This is a genomic window from Pseudomonas sp. MD330_10, from assembly GCF_042610415.1.
GTDB classification, from domain to species: domain Bacteria; phylum Pseudomonadota; class Gammaproteobacteria; order Pseudomonadales; family Pseudomonadaceae; genus Aquipseudomonas; species Aquipseudomonas rhodesiae.
Map to the genome: position 1 here is coordinate 18641 of NZ_JBHGZU010000009.1, position 25252 is coordinate 43892.

20 protein-coding genes are annotated in these 25252 nt (G+C 63.3%); 14 read left to right on the top strand and 6 right to left on the bottom strand.

Annotated features, from left to right (window positions below; all coding sequences use genetic code 11):
* Nucleotides 1-18 precede the first annotated feature (18 nt).
* On the top strand, nucleotides 19-1650 hold the full coding sequence (locus tag ACFZPT_RS15890; RefSeq protein WP_034113107.1) for a hypothetical protein: 1632 nt from the start codon (nucleotides 19-21) through the stop codon (nucleotides 1648-1650).
* 110 nt (nucleotides 1651-1760) lie between these two features.
* The gene (locus ACFZPT_RS15895) at nucleotides 1761-2198 is read left to right on the top strand and encodes a carboxymuconolactone decarboxylase family protein (protein ID WP_034096981.1); all 438 of its coding nucleotides are present in this window, start codon (nucleotides 1761-1763) and stop codon (nucleotides 2196-2198) included.
* A 4-nt stretch (nucleotides 2199-2202) separates the two neighbouring features.
* Here ACFZPT_RS15895 and ACFZPT_RS15900 read toward each other — a convergent pair whose 3' ends face one another.
* Nucleotides 2203-4353, bottom strand: a complete 2151-nt coding sequence (locus tag ACFZPT_RS15900) for a TonB-dependent siderophore receptor (protein ID WP_379555458.1) — start codon at nucleotides 4351-4353, stop codon at nucleotides 2203-2205.
* A 169-nt stretch (nucleotides 4354-4522) separates the two neighbouring features.
* Between ACFZPT_RS15900 and ACFZPT_RS15905 the strand changes: the two genes are divergently transcribed.
* Nucleotides 4523-5302, top strand: coding sequence for an acetoin reductase (locus ACFZPT_RS15905; protein WP_034113110.1), 780 nt, complete (start codon nucleotides 4523-4525; stop codon nucleotides 5300-5302).
* 183 nt (nucleotides 5303-5485) lie between these two features.
* Here ACFZPT_RS15905 and ACFZPT_RS15910 read toward each other — a convergent pair whose 3' ends face one another.
* Nucleotides 5486-7357: a sigma-54-dependent Fis family transcriptional regulator gene (locus tag ACFZPT_RS15910; protein ID WP_034113111.1), complete on the bottom strand. Its 1872-nt coding sequence runs from the start codon at nucleotides 7355-7357 to the stop codon at nucleotides 5486-5488.
* Between the two features lie 309 nt (nucleotides 7358-7666).
* On the opposite strand from ACFZPT_RS15910, the gene ACFZPT_RS15915 reads away from it, so the two are divergent.
* From ACFZPT_RS15915 to ACFZPT_RS15930, 4 genes are all read left to right on the top strand, one after another.
* On the top strand, nucleotides 7667-8644 hold the full coding sequence (locus ACFZPT_RS15915; protein ID WP_034113112.1) for a thiamine pyrophosphate-dependent dehydrogenase E1 component subunit alpha: 978 nt from the start codon (nucleotides 7667-7669) through the stop codon (nucleotides 8642-8644).
* A 26-nt stretch (nucleotides 8645-8670) separates the two neighbouring features.
* The gene (locus ACFZPT_RS15920) at nucleotides 8671-9690 is read left to right on the top strand and encodes an alpha-ketoacid dehydrogenase subunit beta (protein WP_034096986.1); all 1020 of its coding nucleotides are present in this window, start codon (nucleotides 8671-8673) and stop codon (nucleotides 9688-9690) included.
* Complete coding sequence (locus ACFZPT_RS15925) at nucleotides 9687-10787, top strand: acetoin dehydrogenase dihydrolipoyllysine-residue acetyltransferase subunit (protein ID WP_034113114.1); 1101 nt, start codon at nucleotides 9687-9689, stop codon at nucleotides 10785-10787. The genes ACFZPT_RS15920 and ACFZPT_RS15925 overlap by 4 nt, the downstream gene beginning before the upstream one ends.
* Before the next feature lie 193 nt (nucleotides 10788-10980).
* On the top strand, nucleotides 10981-11397 hold the full coding sequence (locus tag ACFZPT_RS15930) for an SRPBCC family protein (RefSeq protein WP_034096988.1): 417 nt from the start codon (nucleotides 10981-10983) through the stop codon (nucleotides 11395-11397).
* A 54-nt stretch (nucleotides 11398-11451) separates the two neighbouring features.
* Here ACFZPT_RS15930 and ACFZPT_RS15935 read toward each other — a convergent pair whose 3' ends face one another.
* Both ACFZPT_RS15935 and ACFZPT_RS15940 read right to left on the bottom strand, forming a co-directional pair.
* On the bottom strand, nucleotides 11452-12843 hold the full coding sequence (locus ACFZPT_RS15935; protein ID WP_034096989.1) for a HAMP domain-containing sensor histidine kinase: 1392 nt from the start codon (nucleotides 12841-12843) through the stop codon (nucleotides 11452-11454).
* Nucleotides 12821-13504: a response regulator transcription factor gene (locus tag ACFZPT_RS15940; RefSeq protein WP_034096990.1), complete on the bottom strand. Its 684-nt coding sequence runs from the start codon at nucleotides 13502-13504 to the stop codon at nucleotides 12821-12823. The genes ACFZPT_RS15935 and ACFZPT_RS15940 overlap by 23 nt, the downstream gene beginning before the upstream one ends.
* A gap of 289 nt (nucleotides 13505-13793) precedes the next feature.
* Between ACFZPT_RS15940 and ACFZPT_RS15945 the strand changes: the two genes are divergently transcribed.
* Entirely contained in the window at nucleotides 13794-14687 is an 894-nt protein-coding gene (locus tag ACFZPT_RS15945) for a hypothetical protein (RefSeq protein WP_034096991.1), read from the top strand.
* Between the two features lie 86 nt (nucleotides 14688-14773).
* Here ACFZPT_RS15945 and ACFZPT_RS15950 read toward each other — a convergent pair whose 3' ends face one another.
* Nucleotides 14774-16009 (bottom strand): multidrug effflux MFS transporter, encoded by a 1236-nt coding sequence (locus ACFZPT_RS15950; protein ID WP_034113115.1) that lies wholly within the window; start codon nucleotides 16007-16009, stop codon nucleotides 14774-14776.
* Nucleotides 16010-16101: 92 nt separating this feature from the next.
* On the opposite strand from ACFZPT_RS15950, the gene ACFZPT_RS15955 reads away from it, so the two are divergent.
* On the top strand, nucleotides 16102-17517 hold the full coding sequence (locus ACFZPT_RS15955; RefSeq protein ID WP_379555459.1) for a PLP-dependent aminotransferase family protein: 1416 nt from the start codon (nucleotides 16102-16104) through the stop codon (nucleotides 17515-17517).
* Between the two features lie 19 nt (nucleotides 17518-17536).
* Here the strand turns inward: ACFZPT_RS15955 and ACFZPT_RS15960 are convergent, their stop codons facing one another.
* Nucleotides 17537-18445 carry a MurR/RpiR family transcriptional regulator gene (locus ACFZPT_RS15960; protein ID WP_034096994.1) on the bottom strand — a complete coding sequence of 303 codons (909 nt, stop codon included), beginning with the start codon at nucleotides 18443-18445 and terminating at the stop codon, nucleotides 17537-17539.
* A gap of 284 nt (nucleotides 18446-18729) precedes the next feature.
* Here ACFZPT_RS15960 and iolC point away from each other — a divergent pair, with 284 nt between their 5' ends.
* From iolC to iolD, 5 genes are all read left to right on the top strand, one after another.
* Complete coding sequence (gene iolC / locus ACFZPT_RS15965; RefSeq protein ID WP_034113119.1) at nucleotides 18730-20667, top strand: 5-dehydro-2-deoxygluconokinase; 1938 nt, start codon at nucleotides 18730-18732, stop codon at nucleotides 20665-20667.
* A 103-nt stretch (nucleotides 20668-20770) separates the two neighbouring features.
* On the top strand, nucleotides 20771-21658 hold the full coding sequence (iolE, locus tag ACFZPT_RS15970; protein WP_034113121.1) for a myo-inosose-2 dehydratase: 888 nt from the start codon (nucleotides 20771-20773) through the stop codon (nucleotides 21656-21658).
* A gap of 3 nt (nucleotides 21659-21661) precedes the next feature.
* Nucleotides 21662-22450: a 5-deoxy-glucuronate isomerase gene (gene iolB, locus ACFZPT_RS15975; RefSeq protein ID WP_034096997.1), complete on the top strand. Its 789-nt coding sequence runs from the start codon at nucleotides 21662-21664 to the stop codon at nucleotides 22448-22450.
* A 29-nt stretch (nucleotides 22451-22479) separates the two neighbouring features.
* Nucleotides 22480-23295 carry a TIM barrel protein gene (locus tag ACFZPT_RS15980; protein WP_034096998.1) on the top strand — a complete coding sequence of 272 codons (816 nt, stop codon included), beginning with the start codon at nucleotides 22480-22482 and terminating at the stop codon, nucleotides 23293-23295.
* A gap of 10 nt (nucleotides 23296-23305) precedes the next feature.
* Nucleotides 23306-25237 carry a 3D-(3,5/4)-trihydroxycyclohexane-1,2-dione acylhydrolase (decyclizing) gene (gene iolD, locus ACFZPT_RS15985; RefSeq protein ID WP_379555461.1) on the top strand — a complete coding sequence of 644 codons (1932 nt, stop codon included), beginning with the start codon at nucleotides 23306-23308 and terminating at the stop codon, nucleotides 25235-25237.
* Nucleotides 25238-25252 lie beyond the last annotated feature (15 nt).

Below are 25252 nucleotides of genomic sequence, written 5' to 3' on the forward strand. Positions count from 1 at the left end.
CGTTTCCTAAGGTAGACAATGACCCTCTCTCGACGTGGCTTCATCGCCGGCCTGGCGCTCACAGGTGCCGCGGTGCCGGCGGCTTTCTATGCCCATCGCGAGTTGACGCGCGAAGAAGCGTTGCCCATCACTCCCGGCGAAGCCACGGTGGACCTGGCCGACAGCGCCGGGCAGCACCTGGCCAACACCTTGCGTGGGGTGTGGAGCCTGCGCCTGGAAGGTCGCGATGCCGGCCTCAAGGGCCTGCCGTTGGAGGGCCTGCAATTGCTGCTGGACATCGCCCCCCGTGGCCGTGGCCTGCGCGGCTACCTGGACACCGCCGCCAATCTGCGTGCCGAGGGCGAGCCGCGCTACCGCGTGCTCGGCGATCTGGTAACGGGCGAGGGCGCTTTGCTCTACTGGCGCCTGATCGACCGCAACGCCACCGACGGCGTGCCGGCCTACGAATTCACAATGACCCTCGACGAAGTCTGGGCCGATTTCGCCAACGCCGGCAGCAGCACCCTCAGCGGGCAGATCCTCGACCTCGATCGCCCCCTGGCCATGACCGAGCGCGATAACCGTTTTATTGCCCACAAGCACAGTTTCCCCGAAGCCCGCCAACGCATTGGCCTGGACCCGACCCTGCTGGCCTGGTTGATCGCCCCCGAACATCGCCTGTTCCATCAGTTGTGGCACGCCACCCGCGATCAGTGGCACAAGCTCCCCGACGACAAGCGCGATGCCTTGCGCGGTATCGGTTGGCAGCCTGGCCCGCGCGGCCAGGAGCGCGACGCGCGCGGTGACCACAAGGACCGCAACGGCTCGGGTATCGACTTCTTTTTTATGCACCGACATATGCTCGGCAAGGCCCGCGCTATGCAGGACTTGCCTTCCTGGCCGCAATTCCCCGCACCGCAACCGCCCCTGGAACGCGATCGCCTGGGCTTTCTGCGCTATTTCGATAACCATGACGGCTTCGCTCTGCCGCCCACTTGGTCGGCCCCGGACGACAGCGATTACACCCAATGGGTCAGCGATATCAAGGCCGCCGAGACCTACCACAGCAACTTCCAAGTGTGGGAATCCCAGTACCGCGACCCGCGCTACCTGGCCAAACTGACCCTGGGGCAACTGGGTTCTGAAATGGAATTGGGCCTGCACGACTGGCTGCACATGCGCTGGGCCTCGGTGCCGCGCGACCCTTCCAACGGCGCCCCGGTGCCATTTGCCCGCGACCCGGCGGACTTCGCGCCACGCTGGTATACGGCCGAGAACGACTTCCTCGGCGACCCGTTTTCCTCCCACGTCAACCCGGTGTTCTGGCACTTCCACGGCTGGATCGACGACCGCGTCGAAGACTGGTTTCGCGCCCACGAGCGCTTCCACCCCGGCGAGGTCAGCCGCCTGGAGGTCAACGGCGTGCCTTGGTTCGCCCAGGGGCGCTGGGTCGAAGTGGGCGACCCGTGGCTCGGTCCGGACACCCATGGGTGCAGCACCACCCCAGGGCTGCAGATGGGCAAGTCGATGGAAATGGACCCGGAGACCATGAAACTCGCGCTGCGGATCACCTTTGGCGCCGATGAGCAGGCATTGCAGGGCTTGTTCAAACGCGTGCCGCAACGGCCCTGGTATGCGCGGCATTTGAAGGTCAAGACGCGGGAGCAGTAAGGGGATAACAGGGCAACATTGGTCACCCATTCTTCGCCGTAATTGGCTATTTCTCCCGCACGGGCCGGTGGCTAACCTAGCCACCACTTCCCACCGTTCTGGAGTTCCCCATGCAAAGCCGTATCGATTTCTACAACGCTTCCCCGGACGCCATGAAAGCCATGCTCGCCCTCGAAGCCGCCGTGGGTAAATTGTCCATCGAACTGCCGCTGCTCGAACTGATCCGCCTGCGCGTGTCGCAGATCAACGGCTGTGCATTCTGCCTCGATATGCACACCGCCGACGCCCGCAAGGGCGGTGAGACCGAACGGCGGCTGTACACGCTGTCGGCGTGGCGCGAGACGCCGTTTTTCACCCCACGCGAACGTGCCGCGCTGGCCTGGGCCGAAAGCCTGACCCTGATCAGCCAGACCCACGCGCCGGACGCTGACTACACGGCATTGGCTGCCGAATTCAGCGCCCAGGAACAGGTCGATCTGAGCCTGGCCATCGCCACCATCAACAGCTGGAACCGCCTCGCCGTGGGCTTTCGCAAGATGCCCAAGTAACGTCTTAGAAATTCACCGTGGCACTCAGGCGCGCCGTCAGCGGTGCGCCCTGGAACAGGTAGTCGTCGCCCAGGTATTCGCCCGCGTCGCGCCAATAGCGCTTGTCGAACAGGTTGTCGACGCTCAGGCGCAACACGGTTTCGTAACCGTCGACGTGGGTGGTGTAGCGGCTGCCGACGTTGACCACCGCGTAATCGCCCACCTCCACATTACCGCTGCGGTTGGCGTACTTCTTGGCGCTGTATTGCACGCCACCCAGCAGCGCCAGGCCATTGACCCACGGCAGCGCATAGTCGGCGTAGAGGCTGGCGCGCAGCTTGGGCACGTTGATCGCCTGGTGCCCTTCATAGGCTGCTGTACCGCTGCCGCTCACCCGTGCACGAATCGCCGCCACGCTGGTGGCGATCTGCAAACGCTCGGTGGCCCAGCCATTGGCCGACACTTCCAACCCGGTGTTTTTCTGCTCGCCCTGTTGCACATAGGTAAAGCTGCCGGCGCCGTCGGGCCTGGCGTACTGGTAGGCCTGGCGGGTCTGGAACAGCGCCGCCGCGAAGCTGATGCGGCGCCAATCGTATTTGATCCCGGCTTCGATCTGCCGCGAGGTGGTCGGTGCCAGGGTCTCACTGGCATTGGTCGCGAACCACGGCGCGGTGCCTCCCAGAGACAAGCCTTTGCTGTAGCTGGTGTAGAGCGACACGCTGTCCACCGGCTTATAGATCAACGCCGTCTGGGGCAGGAACACATACTGCTGCGTGTGGCGGGACGGGCTGCCGTTGCTGTCGAATGCCTGTTCATCGAGACGCACTTGACGCCCACCGAGCACCGTTTGCCACTGCTCGTTAAAACGGATGCGGTCGGTGACGAACAGGCCGTACTGGCGGCTGTCGAGGCTGCGGTGGCTGTCGTGGAGGGGCACGTCGGTGGGGGCGAAGGTCGCGGCGTCCTGGTGGATATTGCCGCTGCCGATCCGTTCGTTGACCGCTGTGCGCTGGTCGATTACCCGGCGGAACGCGCTGGTGCCGAGGGTCAATTCGTGGCCCAGGCCTGCGGTGTCGAACAGGCCGGTCATGGCGGCCTGCATTTCGTCGTCGCGCCGGGTGTCGTCGGGGCTGCGGTAGTCGTAGATGTCGTAGTCGCCTTCGGGGCTGAAGGTGTTGGCATTGCAGCTGCCGATGTAATAACAACCCCAGGCGAACGAGCTGTAGTCATCGATCACCACTTTGCTGCGCGCGGCGCTGAGCTGGCCGGTCCAATGATCGCTGAAGCGGTATTCGAACTTGCCGTTGAGGTTCAGCGAGTCGATGTCCACCGGTTTGGCGCCGCTCTGGTGCCCCAGCAGTTTTTTCGGTGAGGCGCCGTGGGGCACTTCGCTGCCGCCCAGCAGTTGGTAGCCCGGCACCGAGCGCTGTTGTTTGTTCTGGTATTCGGCGTCCAGTTGCAGCACGGCGTCGGGGCTGATGTTCCAGTCAAAAGCCAGGGACACAAAATCGCGCTGGCCATTGGCGTGTTCCACGTAGGAATGCAGGTCTTCGTGGGCGACGTTGGCGCGCAGGCCGAATTGCTGCTCGCTGCCGAACCAGCCGCCGACGTCGGTGGCCAGGTAGCCGCTGCCGCGATCGTCGGTGGAGACGGTCACCGAGCGCACGTCTTCCGGGCGCTTGGTCACATAGTTGATCACGCCGCTGGGCTCGGCAATGCCGCTCTGCACGCCCGACAGGCCCTTGAGCACTTCCACTTGCTGCTTGTTTTCCAGGGCGACGTTCTGCTCGCCGGTGATGGTGCGCCCGTTGATCTTGTAGCTGCTGGCCGCGTTCAGCGAAAAACCGCGCACTACGAAGTTTTCGTAGTAGCCGATGGGCGCATAGCTCTCGCCCACCGACGCATCGTTGCGCAGCACCTCGCTGAGCAGGCGCGCCTGCTGGTCCTTGAGCAGCGCGGCGTTGAACACGCTGACCGACGCGGGAGTGTCCAGCAGCGGCGCTTCATTGAAGCCGCCGACCGAGGCCGTCTCGGCGCGATAGCCGGACGTGTCCTGGCCCTGGACCTGCACCGCCGGCAGTTCGAGCTCGGCCGCCAGGCTATGGCCGATGCCGCCGCTGAGCAGCAGACCGAGGGCGACACGAGAAGAGGCGACAGGGCGGAAACGCAAAACCATGGGCAGGGCCTTAGAGCACGGGGCAGGGGGCGCATAAGCTAGGCATTACGGCTCGGTTTTACAAGTGAGACGTCCCGTCTCAGCTCACTCGCCGCAGCCTTATGGCCTCGACAGCCGCTTGGTGTAGCTGCGATAGACAAGGCTTCTCTCATTCGTGCAGGAGATCGTCATGGGTATCGCTGGAAAAGTTGCGCTGGTCACCGGCGCCGGGCAGGGCATCGGCCGGGCCATTGCCTTGCGCCTGGCTCAGGAGGGCGCCGATATCGCCCTGGTGGACATCAATGGCGCCAAACTCGCCGCCGTGGCCACCGAAATCACGGCCATCGGGCGCAAGGCGTCGGTGTTTATCGCCGATGTGTCCAAGCGCGAACAGGTGGTGGCGGCGGTGGAGCATGCGCACCAGACCCTGGGCGGCTTCGACATCATCGTCAATAACGCCGGGGTGGCGCAGATCGATGCACTGCTGGAGGTGACCCCGGAACAGGTCGAACGCACCTTGGGCATCAACGTGCAGGGCGTGTTGTGGGGCATCCAGGCCGCCGGCAAGAAATTCAAGGCGCTGGGGTGCAAGGGCAAGATCATCAACGCCTGCTCCATCGCCGGTCACGAAGGGTTTGCGCTGCTGGGCGTGTACTCGGCCACCAAGTTCGCCGTGCGTGCGCTGACCCAGGCGGCGGCCAAGGAACTGGCCAGCGCGGGGATCACCGTCAATGCCTACTGCCCGGGCGTCGTGGGCACCGATATGTGGGTGGAGATCGACAAGCGTATGGCCGAGATCACCGGGGCCGAGGTGGGCGCGACCTACAAGCAATACGTGGACGGCATCGCCCTGGGCCGCGCCGAAACCCCGGAGGATGTGGCGGGGCTGGTGGCGTTCCTGGCGGGGCCGGATGCGGACTACATGACGGGGCAGTCGCCCTTGATCGACGGTGGGCTGGTCTACCGCTGATCGCTCAACGCCTGCGCTGATGGTGGTTCAATTAGTATTTTTTTCGCTGACCCACCGCCATCGGGGGCAAGCCCCCTCCCACATTGACCTGCGACAGCGAGATCCCACTGTGGGAGGGGGCTTGCCCCCGATAGCTTTCGCTCAGGCAACAGGTGTGTCACTGACACGCCGCTATGAGCGTCCTCACTGTGTCAGGGAAGCCTTGCCGGGCATGTCGATACCCAGTTGGTTGACTCGGCGGTACAGGGTGGCTCGGGAAATGCCCAGCGCCTGGGCGGTCGGTGTTGGTTTCCAGCGATGCCGGATCAGTGCATCCAGTACCACTTGCCGTTCCGGGCTGGCGCTTTGTTCTGCCGGCGCCGCGACCTGTTCGCCGCGCACTTCCACCGGCAGGTCCGCCAATTGCAGGGTATCGCCGTCGCACACCGCGCAGGCGTACGCCAATACATGCCGCAGCTGGCGCACATTGCCCGGCCAGCCATAGCTCAACAGCACCTCAAGCGCCGCCTGGCTGATGCCCAGCGAGATCGCGCCGCCATGGGATTCCTGGGCCAGCAGACGGTGGATCAGGGCCAGTTTGTCGGTGCGATCGCGCAAGGGCGGCAGGCTCACACGGGCACAGCCGAGACGAAAGTACAGGTCTTCGCGAAAACGCCCCTCGCTCACCAGTGCCGCCAGGTCGCGGTGACTGGCGCAGATCACCTGGATATCCACCGTACGGGTTTTGGCCGCCCCCAGGGGCGCCACTTCCCCCTCGGCCATCACCCGCAGCAAGCGGGTCTGCAAGGCCAGCGGCATATCGCCGATCTCATCGAGAAACAACGTGCCGCCATCGGCCTGCACCAAAAGGCCTGGCATGCCCTTGCTGGAGGCGCCGGTAAACGCCCCGGCCACATAGCCGAACAGCTCGCTTTCAATCAGGTTTTCCGGAATCGCCGCGCAGTTCACCGCCACGAACGGGCCTTGGCGTCGCGCGCTGCGCTCATGCAGCTGGCGGGCGAAGACTTCCTTGCCGGCGCCGGTCTCGCCTTGCACCAGCACCGGCAGGTTGCGGTCCTTGACCCGCACGGCCAGGCGCAGATGCTCCTCCACCCGTGGGTCGAGCTGGGTGCTGGGGGCCGTGCGTGGGCGAGGGCGCTGGGGGGTGTTGACCCGCACATGCAGCGCGCCGGGTTCGCCTAGCCAGTTCAACTGCTGGGTGCGCTGGTCGGTCACCGCCCGCAAGGCATCCAGGTCGAACACCTCGCCGATATGCGCCGGCACCTGGCCGAAGCGCCGCCGCAACGCTTGGCGTGCCTTGCTGTTGAGGGCCAGCAGGCGCCCGTCCTGGTCCCAGGCCAGCAACAGGTCGGGCTGGCTGTCCACATAACCGGGGGTGCTGTGGGCTTGCAGCACCCAGTGCTGACGGGCGCTGTGCATGAAGAATGCATTCTCGATGGCCTGGGCGCTCTGGGCCACCATCTGGCGCACCAAGTGCTGACTGCGGCGGTCGTCCGGCGACTGGAGCGCCGAAGCATCCATCACCCCCAGCAGGTTGCCCTGGGGGTCGAAGATCGGCGCGGCGGAGCAGGTCAGGTCGATAAAGGCCGCGCGGAAGTGATCGCGTTTGTGCACGGTCACCGCTGCCTTGCTGGTCAATACCGTGGCTACGCCGCAGGTGCCTTCTTCGGCTTCCGACCAGCAGGTGCCCAGGTACAGGCCGGCTTTGCGGCAATCGTTGCGAATGCGGCTGTCGACGCGGTGGTCGAGGGTTTGGCCTTGGGCGTCGGTGAGCATCACGCAGTAGTCGGCATGGCGCACGCGGTGGTGCAGTTGCCCGACCTCCTCACTGGCGATGCGCATAAACAGCTCGGCGCGCTCGCGACATTCCTTGAGCAAGGGTTCGCTGAGGATGCGTGGCCCTTGCAGTGAGCCGGGGTCGAGGTGGTGTTGTTCCATGGAGCGGCGCCAGGAATCGAAAATCAGCGACGGCACCGGTGCCTGGGGCAGGCGATCGGCATTGCGGACCACGCGACTGACGCAGTCGACGTGCTCTCTGGAGTTCGCGGCGAGCATAAGGCCTCCGGTTCTCACGCGTTGTTGTTATGCCTGCCATTAAGCGCCTGCGCGCGCGGGCGGACAAGGCCGACCTGACCGACTGCCGGCGCTGAGACGCAGCGTCTCATTTGCCCTGAGACAGCGGCGGCGGGCTGCGCGGCAGCGTCTCATTCTGAGTGGGCAGACTACGCACGTTCAAGGTCACGGCAATGCTCTGGATCAAGGCTTTGCCAGGTTTTTGCCGGTTCTGGCACAGGCTGTGCTGAGTGGCCTGTAGCTGGCCGACGCCAGCCTTTCGTGTGTCGAGACAACCTGGAGAACAACAAGATGTCCACCCACCTGTCCACCGATCAATTGCTGCATGCCTACACCGTGATGCGCACCATCCGTGATTTCGAAGAGCGCCTGCATGTGGAATTCGCCACCGGCGAGATCCCCGGCTTCGTGCATTTGTATGCCGGCCAGGAAGCCAGCGCGGCCGGGGTCATGGCCCATCTCAACGATGACGACTGCATTGCTTCCAACCACCGTGGCCACGGCCATTGCATCGCCAAGGGCGTGGATGTGTTCGGCATGATGGCCGAGATCTACGGCAAAAAAACCGGCGTGTGCGGCGGCAAGGGCGGCTCCATGCACATCGCCGATCAGGAGAAAGGCATGCTCGGCGCCAATGGCATCGTCGGCGCCGGCGCACCGTTGGCTGCGGGGGCCGCGCTGGCCTCCAAGCTCAAGGGCAGCCAGGGCGTGGCCGTGGCGTTTTTTGGTGATGGCGGCTCCAACGAGGGCGCGGTGTTCGAAGCGATGAACCTTGCCTCGATCATGAAACTGCCCTGCCTGTTCGTTGCTGAAAACAACGGCTACGCCGAAGCCACCGGTTCCGGCTGGTCGGTAGCGTGCAAAGACATCGCCGAGCGCGCCGTGGGGTTCGGCATGCCGGGGGTGATCGTCGATGGCAATGATTTCTTCGCCGTTCATGCCGCACTGGGCGTTGCCGTCGAGCGCGCGCGCCGGGGCGAGGGACCGACCCTGGTGGAGGTCAAGTTGAGCCGTTTCTACGGCCACTTCGAAGGCGATGCCCAGACCTATCGCGGCCCGGATGAAGTGAAAAACCTGCGCGAGACCCAGGATTGCCTGGCGCTGTTCCGCCAGCGCTGCCAGGCCGAGGGCTGGCTGGACGCGGCGCAGTTCGAGCGCATCGATGGCGAAGTCGCGCAGTTGATCGAAGACGCCGTGCGCCTGGCCAAGTCCGATCCCAAGCCCCAGGCGGCCGATCTGCTCAGCGATGTCTACGTCGCCTACCGCTAATAACAACAAGACCCGGAGAGAATTTCATGGCTCGCAAAATCAGCTATCAGCAGGCAATCAACGAAGCCCTGGCCCAGGAAATGCGCCGCGACCAGAGCGTGTTTATCATCGGCCAGGACGTGTCCGGCGGCACCGGTTCGCCCGGCGAGCAGGACGCCTGGGGCGGCGTGCTCGGCGTCACGAAGGGCCTGTACCCAGAGTTTCCCGAGCGCGTGCTGGATGCGCCACTGTCCGAGGTCGGCTACGTGGGCATGGCCGTAGGCGCCGCCACCAGGGGCATGCGCCCGGTGTGCGAATTGATGTTCGTCGACTTTATCGGCTGCTGCCTCGATCAATTGCTCAACCAGGCGGCCAAGTTCCGCTATATGTTCGGCGGCAAGACCACCACGCCCCTGGTGATCCGCGCCATGTACGGCGCCGGCCTGCGCGCCGCCGCCCAGCATTCGCAGATGCTCACCTCGATGTGGACCCACATTCCCGGCCTGAAAGTGGTGTGCCCGGCCACCCCCTATGACGCCAAGGGCATGCTGATCCAGGCGATCCGCGATAACGACCCGGTGATCTTCCTCGAACACAAAATGCTCTACAGCCTGCAAGGCGAAGTACCCGAAGAGCTATATACCGTGCCATTCGGCGAGGCCAACTTTGTACGCGAAGGCCGCGACGTGACCCTGGTGACCTACGGGCGCATGGTGCATATCGCCCTGGAAGCCGCCGCCAACCTGGCGCGCCAAGGTATCGATTGCGAAGTGCTGGACCTGCGCACCACCAGCCCCCTGGACGAAGACAGCATCCTGGAAAGCGTGGAGAAAACCGGGCGCCTGGTGGTGATCGACGAGTCCAACCCGCGTTGCTCGATTGCCACCGACATCAGTGCCCTGGTGGCGCAGCGAGCCTTCGCTGCGCTGCGCGCGCCCATCGAAATGGTCACCGCGCCGCACACGCCGGTGCCGTTTTCCGATGCGCTGGAAGACCTGTACATCCCCGACGCCGCCAAGATCGAAGCCGCCGTGCTGAAAATCGCCGACAAGAGGAACGCCGCATGATTCATACCTTGACCATGCCCAAGTGGGGGCTGTCGATGACCGAAGGGCGTATCGATATCTGGCTCAAGCAACCCGGCGACCGAGTGGAGAAGGGCGAGGCCGTGTTGGATGTGGAGACCGACAAGATTTCCAGCAGTGTGGAAGCGCCGTTCAGCGGTGTGTTGCGTCGGGTCTTGGCGCTGAGCGATGAGACCTTGCCGGTGGGTGCCTTGCTCGGTGTGGTGGTGGAAGGCGAGGCCAGCGACGCCGAGATCGATGCGGTGATCGAAGGCTTCCAGGCCGGGTTCGTGTCCAATGCCGCCGAGGCCGAAACGGCCGGGCCGAGCGCGCAGAAAGTCGAGGTGGGCGGGCGCTTGCTGCGTTACCTGGACCTCGGCGAAGGCGGCACGCCGCTGGTGCTGGTGCATGGCTTTGGCGGCGACCTGAACAACTGGCTGTTCAACCAACCGGCCCTGGCCGCCGAGCGCCGGGTGATCGCTCTGGACCTGCCGGGGCATGGCGAGTCGGGCAAGAGCCTGCGCAGCGGCGAGGCGGCTGAATTAAGCGAGGCGGTGCTGGGCTTGCTCGACCATCTACAGCTGGACCGCGTGCATCTGGCCGGCCATTCCATGGGCGGGCTGGTGGCCCTGACCGTTGCCGAGCAGGCACCCGCGCGCGTGGTCTCGCTGACCCTGATCGCCAGCGCCGGCCTGGGTGCCGATATCAATGGCGATTATCTGCAAGGGTTTGCCGACGCTAACAATCGCAACGCCCTCAAGCCGCAACTGGTGCAACTCTTCAGCGACCCGGCGCTGGTGACGCGGCAGATGCTGGAGGACATGCTCAAGTTCAAACGATTGGAGGGCGTGGATCAGGCGCTGCGCCAGCTCAATGGGGCGCTGTTCGACGGCGGGCGGCAGAAGGTGGATGTGCGCCATGTTGTCGGTCGACAGCCGAGCCTGGTGATCTGGGGCAGCGACGACGCCATTATCCCGGCCAACCATGCCCAAGGCTTGGAGGCCCAGGTGGAAATCCTGCCGGGGCAGGGGCATATGGTGCAGTTGGAGGCGGCGGAGCAGGTTAACCAGTTGATGCTGGCGTTCCTCAAGCGCCATTGAACTGAAACCTGTGGGCCCTGACCCACTGCAATCGGGGGCAAGCCCCCTCCCACACAGTCAATGCTGTGGGAGGGGGCTTGCCCCCGATTGCGATGCGTCAGCCACACCCTTATCCGAGCATTCAGAATGGATGCAATGACGCGCCAGGCGTGGCAGTCTGGGCGACGTTTTCCATGACTTCTGGAGATTGACCGTGCCAACCGCATCCGCAGTAATTGAAATCCCTGTATCGGCCGATCAGGTCTGGCAATTGGTGGGCGGCTTCAACAGCCTGCCGGATTGGTTGCCGCTGATCGCCAAGAGCGAACCTGGCGAAGGTGGCCGCTTGCGCCATCTGACAACTGCCGACGGTGGCGTCATCGTCGAGCGTTTGCAGACCTTCGACAATGTGGCGCGCACTTACAGCTACACCATCGAGCAGTCGCCGTTTCCGGTGAGTGCGTACCTGGCGACTTTGCAGATCGAAGCCTTGACTGACACGTCGTCGAAGGTGACCTGGTCAGGGGTGTTCACCCCGTCGGCGGGCACCACGGACGAGGCGGTGGAGGAGCTGTTCGCCGGTGTCTACAAGGGTGGCGTTGAAGCGCTGCGCGCCAACTTCAAGGCCTGATTCGACTGGCAGGGTGGGGGAGGACGGCTCGCCCCCACCTCGGAGCTTACTGACTTATTCGGGCATCAGTTGCTGGCGACATTCCAGGATCAGCCGCGCGCCGCCACGGGCGCTGCTGCCCACTTCCAGCTTGAAGCCATGCAGGTTGATGATCGCCGCGACAATCGACAACCCCAGCCCGAACCCACCGGGCTGGTCGCTTTCCTCCACGCGATAAAAGCGCTGGAACACCGCCGCGCGTTCCGCCGCCGGGATGCCCGGCCCCGAATCGTGCACTTCGATGCGGGTGCTGCCCGCGTCGTTGAGCCCGCGCAAAATCACTTCGCCGCCCGGGGGGGTGAACTTGATCGAATTGCTCAACAAGTTCGCCACGGCTTCAAACAGCAGCGCGCGGTCGCCGGTGATCCACGGCAGGGACGCTGGGGCGTCCAGCACCAGTTGCAGTTCGCCTTCTTCGGCCAGCGGTAGATAGAAATCGTGCAATTCCCGCAGCAGCGGCAGCGGGTCCAGCACCAGGAAGCCTGAGCGGCGCTGGTGGTCTTCCAGCTCTGAAATACGCAACAGCCCGCGAAAACGCGCCATCAGGGTGTCGGTTTCGGCAATCGCGTCATCCAGCTTGACCGCGTAGCCCGAGTCTTGCTCGGCCTCCTGCCGGATGCGATAAAGCTGCGCGCGCAGGCGCGTCAGCGGCGTACGCAGGTCGTGGGCAATGTTGTCGCACACGCCCTTGACCTCGTTCATCAACTTCTCGATACGGTCGAGCATTGCGTTGACGATGGCCGCGAGCATGTCCAATTCGTCGCGTCGATTGGACAGCGGCAGGCGGTGGGTGAGGTCACCGGCGACGATGGCTTCGGCGCTGGCCTGGATGCCGCGAATGCGTCGCAGCGGGCGGCGGCGCAGCAAGTGCCAGCCGGCGGCACCGGGGATGATGGTCAGCGACAGCGCCCACAGCAATGCGTGCCAGATGATCCGCGTCACGCCGAACAGCGAACCGTTGGCGCGCACCAGCACCAGCCAGCGGCCGTCTGCGGTGTGGGTGGCCACGGCATCGCAGCTGTCCTTGGGCAATTTCGGGTCGTCGGAATCGACGCAATTGGCCAGGGCGTAGATCTTGCCGTCCAGGGGCAGGTCGGACGGAATCGCGCGGATCGGTCCATTCAGGGGGCGGAACTGCTCGTCGAACAGGCCATAGGCATCCACGCCTTTCATGTCGAAGGTCATGCTGGTGGTCAGCGCCTCCACCAGTTCCTCGCCGTCGAAGCGCTGGAACAGGTGCTGGCGCTGCAGCAGGGAATGGCGCGACAGGTCGCTCAGGTAACCCGATACTTCGTAATACAGCACCCCCATCAGGATGCAGCTCCAGGCCACGAACAGCGAGCTGTACAGCGCCAGCAGGCGGCTGCTGGATGAGCGCCAGCCCTTAGAGGGGTTCAGCAATGACATAACCGGAACCTCGTACCGTGCGGATCAGCGGCGTGAGGCCCGGTGGGTCGATTTTCTTGCGCAGGCGTCCGATGTGCACATCGATCAGGTTGGTGCCGGGGTCGAAGTGATAGCCCCAGACTTCCTCGAAGATCATCATCCGCGACAGGATCTGCCCAGTGTTGCGCATCAGGAATTCCAACAGTTTGTATTCGGTGGGCAGTAGGGTCAGCGGCTGATCGGCGCGACTGGCTTCGCGGCTGATCAGGTTCAACTCCAGGTCGGCCACGCGCAACGCGGTCTCGAATTCCTTGACCGTGCTTTTGCGGCGCAGCAGTACTTCGACGCGGGCGGCCATTTCATCGGAAGCGAACGGCTTGGTCAGGTAGTCATCGCCCCCGGCGCGCAGGCCGCGCACGCGTTCATCGACGTCGGAGAGGGCGCTGATCATCAGGATCGGCGTCGATACTCCAATGGTGCGCAGGGTGGTGACGATGGCCAGGCCATCCAGTTCCGGCAGCATACGGTCCAGGGTGATCAGGTCGTAATCACCACTCACGGCGCGGACCAGGCCTTCGCGGCCGTTGTCCACCCAATCAACCTCCAGTCCATGGCTACTCAGCTCGGCGACAATCTCGCGGGCCGTTACGGCGTCATCCTCGATGGTCAAAATGCGGGTCATAGGCATACCTGGCGAGCGATTCACACTAGAAGTGAGGCATTTTGCCAAGAATTGGCTGAATGCTTCCTAAATAAAACTTCATGTAGGTAAACCGAGCTCCCTCCGATGACGGAATGCAATACGCCCGCCCTTATTGAGCATTTCTTGCAAGTTGCATGGTCTTAGGAAGTTCAACTTATCTAACTTATTGAAAATGCTAAGTTTTTATTTTTAATGCGGCTGGCACGGGGCCTGCACTGTCCCTTTTGAGACTTGTAACACTATTTTTCCTGCCGGGAGCAAAACAACAATGATCACACCTTCAACCACGCTGCAAGAATCGAGCGCGCGCTCCGGGGTTTCCTGGGGGGCGATTTTTGCCGGCGCCGCTGCGGCGGCTGCACTCTCATTGATTCTGGTGTTGCTGGGCTTTGGCCTGGGCTTCTCGGCCGTTTCGCCGTGGGCCAATAGCGGCGTCAGCGCCAAGGGGTTGGGCATTTCCACAATTGTCTGGCTGGCGTTTACCCAGATCGTCGCGGCAGGGTTGGGCGGTTATATCGCCGGCCGTCTGCGGGTGAAGTGGGCCAATATGCATGGCGATGAGGTGTACTTTCGCGACACCGCCCATGGCTTCCTGGCCTGGGCCGTAGCCACGTTGATCACCGCGACCCTGGTGGTCAGTTCGGTCAGCAGTGTGGTCGGTGGCGGCGTGCAAGCCAGCGCCAGTGTGGCCTCGGGTGCGGTGCAAGCCGCCGGCAGCGCAGCGCAGGGCGTCAAGGGTGATGACTTCGGTTATTACGTCGACAGCCTGTTCCGCGATGACCGCCCAGCCGCCGTCAGTGATGACGCCGCCCATGCCGTTGTAGCGCGCATTTTTGCCCGCACCCTGAGCAATGACGGCCAACTCGCCGCCGAAGACCGTGCCTATCTGGCCCAGTTGATCAGCCAGCGCACCAACCTCAGCCAGGCCGACGCCGAAGCGCGTATCGACAAGGTTTACGGCGACGCCCGTAAAGCCGTCGAAGACGCCAAGCTCAAAGCCAAGCAAGCCGCTGACACCGCCGCCAAAGTCGCTGCCTGGACTGCACTGTGGATGTTCGTCGCGCTGCTGATCGGGGCCTTCTTCGCCAGCTTCGCCGCGACCTTCGGCGGCCGCCGTCGCGATGCCGTGGTGTATGTCGAAACCGAACATTACGTCCGTTAATTCAAGGAGAAAACAATGCGCTCATTACTGCTGTGGTTCCTCGGCGTGCCTATCCCGGTCATCATCCTGATCGCGATCTTCATGCACTAAACCCGAGTTCGGCTCGGAACCTCGTGGGAGGGCGCTTGCGCCCTCCCACTTTGTTTTGGGTGGAGCGTCATCCAGGTCGCCACCAGCAAAATACTGGCGACGCCTGTCATGATCAGCAAGGGCTGCGAGGTGCCGTCCGATAACCAACCGGTGATCCCACTGCTTATGGCGGTGAGGAACATCTGGATGAAGAAGAATAGTCCCGAGGCGGTGCCGGCAATCGCGCCATAGGGCTGCAACACCGACAGTTGGCACGCCGGAATCACCAATCCCACCGACACCATGATCACCACCATCGGCAGTACAATCGCCAGCCATTGCTGCGCCCATGCGCTTGTGGTGACGGCGAGCAGAACGCTGCCTGCCACGTTCAATGCGATGGCTGCGCTGATCAATCGGTCCGCTTCAAAGCGCAGCACCAGTCGACGAAACAGATTCGCCCCCAGCATATAGCCGCTGATCGTTGCCGCGAACACCAGCGCATAGGCCGTGGCGGATAAGCCAAAGCCCCGTTGCAGCAGCGCAGATGACTCACTGATAAAGGGAAAATACGTGCTGTACACGCAGCCGATGGCCAGCGCGTAACGCAGGAAATAGCGGTCGCGCAGCAACTGCCCATACAGACCCAGCAGATTGCCCGGTGGCGTAGCGGCTACGTGCGCCGGGCGGGTTTCCGGCAGGCGGCGATACACCGCCCCATACAACAGCGCACCGATCGCGCCCAACAGCAGAAACAAGCCACGCCACCCAAACCACGGCAGCAACAGGCTGCCCACTACCGGCGCGGCCATCGGCGACACCGCCATCGCCATGGAGATCAGCCCCAGCAGGCGTGCCTGTTCGCTGCGGTCGAAGTGATCGCGCACGATCACGCGGCCAATCACCGTGGTGCAGCAGCCGCCCAGCGCCTGAAACAACCGCGCGATTATCAGCACGACCAGACTGTCGGCCAAGGCGCAGGCCAAGGTGGCCAGCCCATACAGCGCCAGTCCCGCCAGTAACACCGGGCGACGGCCGAAGCGGTCAGTCAGCGGGCCGCTGACCAGCAGGGAAATGGCCGAACCGAGGGTGTACAGCGTGAGGGTCAATTGCAGCTGACTGTCGCTGGCCTGGAAGTAATCAGCCATGGCTGGCAGTGCTGGCAGGTGCATGTCCAGGGTGATGCGCGGCAGGCCGATCAATACGGTCAGCAGCACCAGCCAGGAACCCAGGGAAAGAGCACGTTGAGTCATGGGCAAGCTCGTGGGAGTAAGTGGAGCCAGAACTCTATCGGCTTTGTGGTTTAATCCTGTGGGCCACTTATGCCAAAAAAGAATGGACCACTATGAGCCGAGGTAAAGTTGCATCCGCCCTTGATCTGCCACGCCCCGACGCGCTGGACGCGGGCAAACAGCAGGGCGCGTACGAGGCATTGCGCGCAGCGATCCTTAACCGGCAATTGCCGGCGGGCAGTCGTTTGCCGTCCACGCGCAGCCTGGCCGAGCGGTGGCGGGTGTCCCGCGGCACGTTGGAAACTGCGTATGAACGTTTGCAGGAGGAAGGGTATGTGCAGCGCATCGCGGGGTCCGGCACGCGCGTGTGTGCGGTGATCCCCGAACACTTTATCGCGGCGCCGAGGCCACACCACATGCCGCGTCGCCCGGTACAGCCGGACCGCCCGTACGCGGGCGTGCAAAGTCATGTGCCTTTCGTCGCAAGGCGTCCGGATGCCGGCCTGTTCGACATGAAAGCCTGGGCCCGCTGCCTGTCTCGTGGGTTGTTGGCGGCGGGGCCAGGCGCGCTGGAGGCGTCCCATCCAGCGGGCGTGCCGGAGCTGCGTACCCAGATCGCCGACTACCTGCGCCGGCATCGCGGGCTGCACTGCGAGGCTGATGAAGTGATTGTCACCACCGGTATTCGACATGCCCTCGATTTGATTGCGCGCACACTGCTCAACCCTGGCGACACGGCGTGTGTCGAAGACCCTGGCTACCCACCGGCACGACGCTTGTTTGAGCTGGCCGGCGCTGGCGTACAGGCGGTGCCAGTCAGCGCTGATGGCCTCGACACCACCCAGCTCCCCGACGTTGCGCGCCTGGTCTACGTGACACCGGCCCACCAGGCGCCGCTGGGCATGACCCTGTCGGTATCACGCCGTCTGGCCTTGCTGGACTGGGCCGCACGTGCGCAGGCATGGGTGGTCGAGGACGATTACGACAGCGAATACAATTACCAGAGCGCGCCGCTGGCCGCACTCAAAGCCCTGGATTCCGGCGACCGGGTGATCTACTGCGGTAGCTTCAACAAAAATCTGTTCCCTGGCTTGCGGGTGGGCTTCATGGTAGTGCCCAAGGCGCTGCGCCGGCCGCTGCTACGCACCCTGCACCTCACCGGGCATTCGGTCGGCGCCAGTGATCAGTTGGGCTTGGTGGAGCTACTTGGCAGTGGGGCGTTTGTGCGTCATCTGCGGGCTTCACGCCAGGCTTATCTGGCCCGTCGCGATACGCTGCTCGAATGCCTCGGCGGCCACGGCAGCGTCAATGGCCAGCAGGCTGGGCTGCACTTTGTGTTGTGGCTGCCGACAGGAGCTGAAGAAGCGGACTTCTGTGCCCGGGCGGCATCTGTCGGACTCACGCTGCAACCGCTGGGCGCGTTCTGTCATGAGGCGAGGTTGCCGCCGGCGGTGATCATTGGCTACACCGCGCTGACCTTGGCGCAGATTCGCTATCACGGCCGAGCATTGGCGGCGTTGTGCCTATGAGCAGGGGCGGGCCGCGAGTTCAGTCTTCGAACCCGACCTGCTCGTGAATCTCGTCCACTTTCAATTCCAGGCGGTACGCCACCGCAATGAACAGCGCCTGGCACAGGCACAGCGTGGCGCTCAGTGAGCGGAATGCGAACGAAGAACCCTCGTTTACCAGCAGCACCGCGTTGGCCCGCTTGGCCAGGGGCGAGAGGTTGCTGTCGGTGATGATCAGGGTCTTGGCCTGGTGGTGCTGGGCGATACGCAGGCAGTGCTGGGTTTCTTTGCCGTAGGGCGTGAAGCTGATGGCGATCACCAGGTCATTGGCGCGCACACTGCGCATCTGCTCGCGGTAGCTGCCGCCCAGGCCGGAGATCAGGTGGATGCGCTTGTTGGTGTGCTGCAGGTTGTAGACCAGGTAGTCGGCCACCGCGAAGGAGCGGCGCACGCCAACCACGTAGATGTTGTCGGCATTGACCACCAGGTCCACGGCTTTTTCGAACATTGCGTCGTCCAGCTCCAGCCCCAGACGCTCGATGCCGGACAGGGTGGCATTCACGCACTCGCGCGCCAGGTCGCCGCCGCTGGCCTTCTGCGACTTGTTGGCGATCATGCTGCGGATGCGCTGCTGGTAATTCTGCACCGGGGTGGTCTTGTGGGTGTAAGCCTCGCGGAACAGCGCCTGCATCTCACTGAACCCGCTGAACCCGAAACGCTGGGAAAAACGCACGATGGCCGAGGGGTGCACTTCGCATTCGCGGGCAATGTCGCTGATACGGTCGACCATGATGCGGTCGCTTTGCTGGCTCATGTAGCTGGCGATGCGTTTGAGCTGGCGCGGCAGGCTTTCGTATTCGTCGGTAATCAGCTGCAACAGGCGTTCGGCATTGATCGGAGGGCTGGCGATGGTGTCTTCCAGGGTGGTCTCGGGATCGGTGCGGGACATGGGCAATCCTTCTGGCGTGTTCGTCTGTTGCGCTGATGGGTGGCGTCAGTCTACAGGGTAGGCGCAAAAAAATACCCCGACATCACGGCCGGTGTGGCGTGCTGAAACGATGCACGCCGGCTAGGGGGACCATTATGCCGGGTTATTGGAAAAAATATTCCACTAAAAATAAATATGGAATAAATATTGATTGGTGCCGCTGAACGTTCTAGTCTGCTCCACCAAGAGCGTTTGCCGTCGCCACGGCGGCACAACGCAGGCTGATAAAAATAACAGGAGCCAGCATGGGCCAGACTCGTTTTGCCAGTGGGCGTCAATTGGATCTGATTTGCCTCGGGCGCCTGGGCGTCGACCTCTATGCACAGCAAGTCGGTGCACGGCTTGAGGACGTGTCCAGTTTCGCCAAGTACCTCGGCGGTTCCTCCGCCAATATCGCTTTCGGCACCGCGCGGCTGGGGCTCAAGTCGGCGATGCTCAGCCGCGTGGGCGACGACCATATGGGGCGTTTCCTGGTGGAATCCCTGGCCCGCGAAGGGTGCGATGTCAGTGGCATCAAGGTCGACCCGGAACGCCTCACCGCCTTGGTGTTGCTGGGCCTCAAGGACCGCGAAACCTTCCCCCTGGTGTTCTACCGCGAAAACTGCGCCGACATGGCCCTGCGCGCTGAAGACATCAATGAAGCCTTTATCGCTTCCAGCAAGGCGCTGTTGATCACCGGCACGCATTTCTCCACCGACGGTGTGTACAAGGCCAGCATCCAGGCCCTGGATTACGCGGCCAAACATAACGTCAAACGTGTGCTCGATATCGACTACCGCCCGGTGCTGTGGGGGCTGGCGGGCAAGGCCGACGGCGAAACCCGCTTTGTTGCCGACCGCAATGTCAGCCAGCATGTGCAGAACATCCTGCCGCGCTTCGATCTGATCGTCGGCACCGAAGAAGAGTTTTTGATCGCGGGCGGTAGCGAGGATTTGCTCACGGCCTTGCGCACGGTGCGTGAGCTGACCCCGGCGACGCTGGTGGTCAAGCTCGGCCCGCAAGGGTGCACGGTGATCCATGGCGCGATCCCGGCGCGCTTGGAAGACGGTGCGATCTACCCCGGCGTGCGGGTGGAAGTGCTTAATGTATTGGGGGCCGGCGATGCCTTTATGTCGGGCTTTCTCAGCGGGTGGTTGAATGACGCCAGCGACGAGCGTTGCAGCCAGTTGGCCAATGCCTGCGGCGGGCTGGTTGTATCGCGCCATGCCTGCGCGCCGGCCATGCCCACGCCGGCGGAGTTGGATTACTTGTTCAGCAGCCCCGTGCCGATCACCCGGCCCGATCAGGACCAGACCCTGCAACGCCTGCACCGGGTGACGGTGCCGCGCAAACAGTGGAAGCAGCTGTTTATCTTCGCCTTCGACCATCGCTGGCAATTGGTGGACTTGGCCCAACGCGGTGGCCAGGACCCAGCGCGCATCAGCGACATCAAGCAGTTGTTTATCCAGGCCGTCGAACGGGTGGAGCGCAAGCTCGCCGAGCAGGGCGTGGAGGCCGATGTGGGCCTGCTCGCCGACCAGCGCTTCGGCCAGGACGCACTCAATGCGGCCAGCGGGCGCGGCTGGTGGATCGCGCGGCCGGTGGAAGTGCAGAACTCGCGGCCGCTGGCCTTCGAGCATGGCCGGTCCATTGGCAGCAACCTGATCGCCTGGCCCCAGGAGCAGATCATCAAGTGCCTGGTGCAGTTTCATCCCGACGATGAGCCCTTGCTGCGCCTGGAGCAGGAAGCGCAACTCAAGGCGGTGTACGACGCCTCCCTGGTCAGCGGCCATGAGCTGTTGCTGGAAGTCATCCCACCCAAGGATCACCCATCCACCTACCCGGATGTGCTCTACCGTAGCCTCAAGCGCCTGTACAACCTGGGTATCTACCCGGCGTGGTGGAAGATCGAGGCGCAGTCGGCCGAAGACTGGAAAAAACTCGATGAGCTGATCCAGGAGCGCGACCCGTACTGCCGTGGTGTGGTGCTGCTGGGCTTGAATGCCTCGGCGGACTGTTTGGCGACCGGGTTCCAGCAGGCCGGTCAGAGCACGACGTGCCGAGGGTTTGCGGTGGGCCGCACGATCTTTCAGGAACCCAGCCGTTTGTGGATGGCGGGGGAGATCGATGATGAGACCCTAATTCAGCAAGTGCAGGCGAACTTCGAACAACTGATCAACGCCTGGCGCAGCGCGCGAACCTGACCACAGCTTTGAATGTGCGCTGCAATTCCAATGTGGGAGGGCGCCAGCTCTCTCCCACAAAAAGCAGAACTCAGTGATACCTGAAAATAATAAAGGTGCAGCCATGCCCGCAATCCGAATTGGCATCAACCCGATCTCCTGGAGCAACGACGACCTCCCGGCCCTGGGCGGTGAAACGCCGCTAAGCACCGCGCTGAGCGAAGGCAAGGACATCGGCTACGAAGGTTTCGAACTCAACGGCAAGTTCCCCAAGGACGCCAAAGGCGTCGGCGATGTGCTGCGGCCCTATGACCTGGCGCTGGTGTCGGGGTGGTATTCCAGTCGCCTGGCCCGGCGTTCGGTGGCCGAGGAGATCGAAGCCATCGCCGGCCATGTCGAGCTGCTCAAGCAGAACGGCGCCCATGTGCTGGTGTACGGCGAGGTGGCGGATTCGATCCAGGGCTCGCGCATTCGCCTGATCGAACGCCCGCGTTTCCACAGCGAACAGGCCTGGCAGGACTACGCCGACAAACTCACCGAACTGGCGCGCTTCACCCTTTCCCAGGGCGTGCGCCTGGCGTACCACCACCATATGGGCGCTTACGTCGAGTCTCCTGAAGACATCGATCAACTGATGCAGCGCACCGGGCCGGAGGTCGGCCTGCTGTTCGATTCCGGCCATTGCTACATGGGCGGCGGCGAACCTATCGAAGTGCTGCGCAAACACATCGGGCGCATTTGCCATGTGCATTTCAAGGACGTGCGCAAGCCGGTGGTGCAGTTGGCGCGCAACCAGATGTGGAGCTTCCCCGACTGCATTGTCAACGGCACGTTCACCGTGCCCGGCGATGGCGATATCGACTTTGCCGAGCTGCTGGATGTGCTGCTGGCCGCTAAGTATCAAGGCTGGCTGGTGGTGGAGGCCGAGCAGGACCCGGCCGTGGCGCCCAGCTATATCTATGCGAAAAAGGGCTACGACACCTTGCGTGCGCTTCTCAACGAGAGGACTTGAGTGATGAGCTTGTTGGTCAAAAGCAGCAAACGCGGGCAAACCATGGTTGCCCTGGAAGCAGGGCGGCTGGAGTACGTGGGCTTCTCGGCCTACCGCCTGAGCCTGGGCGAAACCCTGCCGGTCAGCGCCGGTGATAAAGAGCTGTGCCTGGTGCTGCTCAGTGGCCGGGTGAATATTGAAGGCGAAGGCTTCAACTGGCAGAACCTCGGTGATCGCCAGTCGGTGTTCGAGGACAAGTCGCCGTTCGCCGCGTACCTTCCGCCGGGCACCGACGCCCAGGTCACGGCCTTGAGCGATGTGCAGATTGCCGTGTGCGCCGCTCCCGGCGCGCCGGGTTACGAACCACGCCTGATCCGTCCCGAGGACTGCAAGCGCAGCGTGCGCGGCAAAGGCGCCAACACCCGCTATGTGTGCGACATCCTGCCCGACAGCGCGCCGGCCCATTCGCTGCTGGTGGTGGAAGTGCGCACGCCGTCGGGGCATTCGTCGAGCTACCCGCCGCACAAACACGACACCGACGACCTGCCGCACCAGAGCTTTCTCGAAGAGACCTACTACCACCAGATCAACCCGCCCCAAGGCTTTGTGTTCCAGCGGGTGTACACCGACGACCGCAGCATCGACCAGGCCATGGCCGTGGAAAACAGCGACCTGGTGGTGGTGCCCAAGGGCTATCACCCGGTCAGCGTGCCGTACGGCTACGAGTCCTATTACCTGAACGTGATGGCCGGCCCCAAGCGTGCCTGGCATTTCCATAACGACCCGCAGCACAGTTGGCTGCTGGACCTTTGATCGAGCGGTTTGGACGGAGAACAATAACAATGTATTCGCCTTTACGTTTTGCCCTTAACCGCATGGTCGCTCCGCACCTGTCACTGGACGCGTTCATCCAGCTGGCGGCTTCGCTCAAGTGCGATGCCATTGAGATCCGTAACGATCTCGAAGGTCGCCAGATCGAATACGGCACCCCGGCCAGCCATGTACGTGAAGCGTGCGCGGCCCAGGGCATCACGGTGCTGTCGATCAACGCGCTGTACCCGTTCGATGTATGGAACGACGAACGTCGCGCCCAGGCCATCGCCATGGCCGACTATGCTCGTGAATGCGGCGCCCAGGGCCTGGTGATGTGCCCGTTCAACGAGCCCGGTGATACGCGCAACGAGGCCCAGCGTGCTGCCGGTTTGCGCACGGCTTTGAGCGAGTTGGCGCCGATCCTGCGCGAGTACGGCATCCTCGGCTTTATCGAGCCTCTGGGTTTTGAAGCGTGTGCAATGCGCCGCAAGCGCGTGGCGGTGGATGCGATCCAGGCCATCGGCGGCCTGGATGTGTTCCGTCTGGTGCATGACACCTTCCACCACTATTTGGCCGGCGAGCAGGAATTCTTCCCGCAATTGACCGGGCTGGTGCATATCTCCGGCGTGGAAGAGACCGACGCGCCACTCAACTCGATCCGCGACCGCCACCGCGTGCTGGTGGGCGAGGGCGACATCCTCGGCAATACCGCACAAATCGACACCCTGCTCAGCAGCGGCTACGGCGGTTACCTGTCGTTCGAACCGTTCGCCGCCAGCGTGCATGAAATGACGGATATCCAGCAGGCGCTAGGGGCAAGCATCGCCCATCTGCAGAAACGATAAGGGGCGCAACATGACCACCACCCGACTGACCATGGCCCAGGCCCTGGTGAAGTTTTTGGACAACCAGTACATCGAAGTCGATGGCGTGCAGAGCAAGTTCGTCGCCGGCGTGTTCACGATTTTCGGCCACGGCAATGTGCTCGGCCTGGGCCAGGCCCTGGAGCAGGACAGCGGTGACCTGGTGGTGCACCAGGGCCGTAACGAGCAGGGCATGGCCCACGCGGCCATCGGTTTTGCCAAACAGCACCTGCGGCGCAAAGTGTATGCATGCACTGCTTCGGTCGGGCCGGGTGCGGCGAACATGCTCACTGCGGCGGCCACCGCCACGGCCAACCGCATTCCGTTGTTGCTGTTGCCCGGCGATGTGTACGCCAGCCGCCAGCCCGACCCGGTGTTGCAACAGATCGAGCAGTTCCACGACCTGAGCATCAGCACCAACGATGCGTTTCGGTCCGTGAGCAAGTACTGGGACCGCATCAACCGTCCCGAACAACTGATGAGCGCCGCGATCCACGCCATGCGCGTGCTCACCGACCCGGCGGAAACCGGCGCCGTGACCCTGGCCTTGCCCCAGGATGTGCAGGCCGAAGCCTGGGACTATCCGGATTACTTCTTGCAAAAACGCGTGCACCGTATCGAGCGTCGCCCAGCCACCGCCGCGATGCTTGGCGATGCGCTGGCGGCCATCCGAGGCAAACGTAAACCGCTGATCATCTGCGGTGGCGGGGTCAAGTACTCCGGTGCGAATGCGGCGTTGCAAGCGTTCGCAGAGCGCTTCGAAATTCCCTTCGCCGAGACGCAAGCGGGCAAGAGCGCGGTGGTGTCCAGCCATCCGCTCAACGTCGGCGGCATCGGCGAAACCGGGTGCCTGGCGGCCAACCTGCTGGCGCCCGAGGCCGATCTGATCATTGGCGTCGGCACGCGCTACACCGACTTCACCACCTCGTCCAAATCCCTGTTCAAGCACCCGGATGTGACATTTCTCAACCTCAATATCAGCCCCGCCGATGCGTTGAAACTCGATGGCGTGCAGGTGCTGGCCGATGCGCAGGTAGCCCTTCAAGCATTGACCGATGCCCTCGGTGACTACCGCGCAGGTTGGGGCGAGCAGATTGCCGACGCCAAGGCGCAACTGGACGCCGAAGTCGACCGCGTGCATCAAGTGGAGTACCACGGCGATGACTTTGTGCCGGAAGTGGATGACCACCTGGACCGCGCAGTACTGCGGGAATTTATCGAGCTGACCGGCTCGTGCCTGACCCAGAGCCGGGTCCTGGGTGTGCTCAATGAGACGGTGGCCGACGATGCAATTATCGTCGCCGCCGCTGGCAGCCTGCCTGGCGATTTGCAGCGCGCCTGGCGGAGCAAGGGCGTCAACACCTACCACGTCGAATACGGCTACTCGTGCATGGGCTACGAGATCAACGCCGCCCTCGGCGTGAAGCTCGCCGAGCCGAGCAAGGAGGTCTATGCCCTGGTCGGCGACGGCTCCTACATGATGCTGCATTCCGAGCTGGCTACCTCGATTCAGGAGCGGCGCAAGATCAACGTGGTGCTGCTGGACAACATGGCCTTCGGTTGCATCAACAACCTGCAGATCGGCAACGGCATGGACAGCTTCGGCACCGAATTCCGCTACCGCAACCCCGAAACCGGCCAGCTCGACGGCGGCCTGGTGCCGGTGGACTTCGCCATGAGTGCGGCGGCCTATGGCTGCAAGACCTACAAAGTCAGCAGCGTGGAGCAATTACAGGCCGCGCTGGCCGATGCGCGCACGCAAACCGTCTCAACCCTGATCGACATTAAAGTGCTGCCCAAAACCATGGTTCACGGCTACCTGTCCTGGTGGCGGGTGGGGGTGGCGCAGGTCTCCACCAGCGAACGCACGAACGCGGCGGCGAAGAAACTCAACGAGCAACTGGCCAAGGCCCGGCAGTACTAATAACAAGAGGAGTGT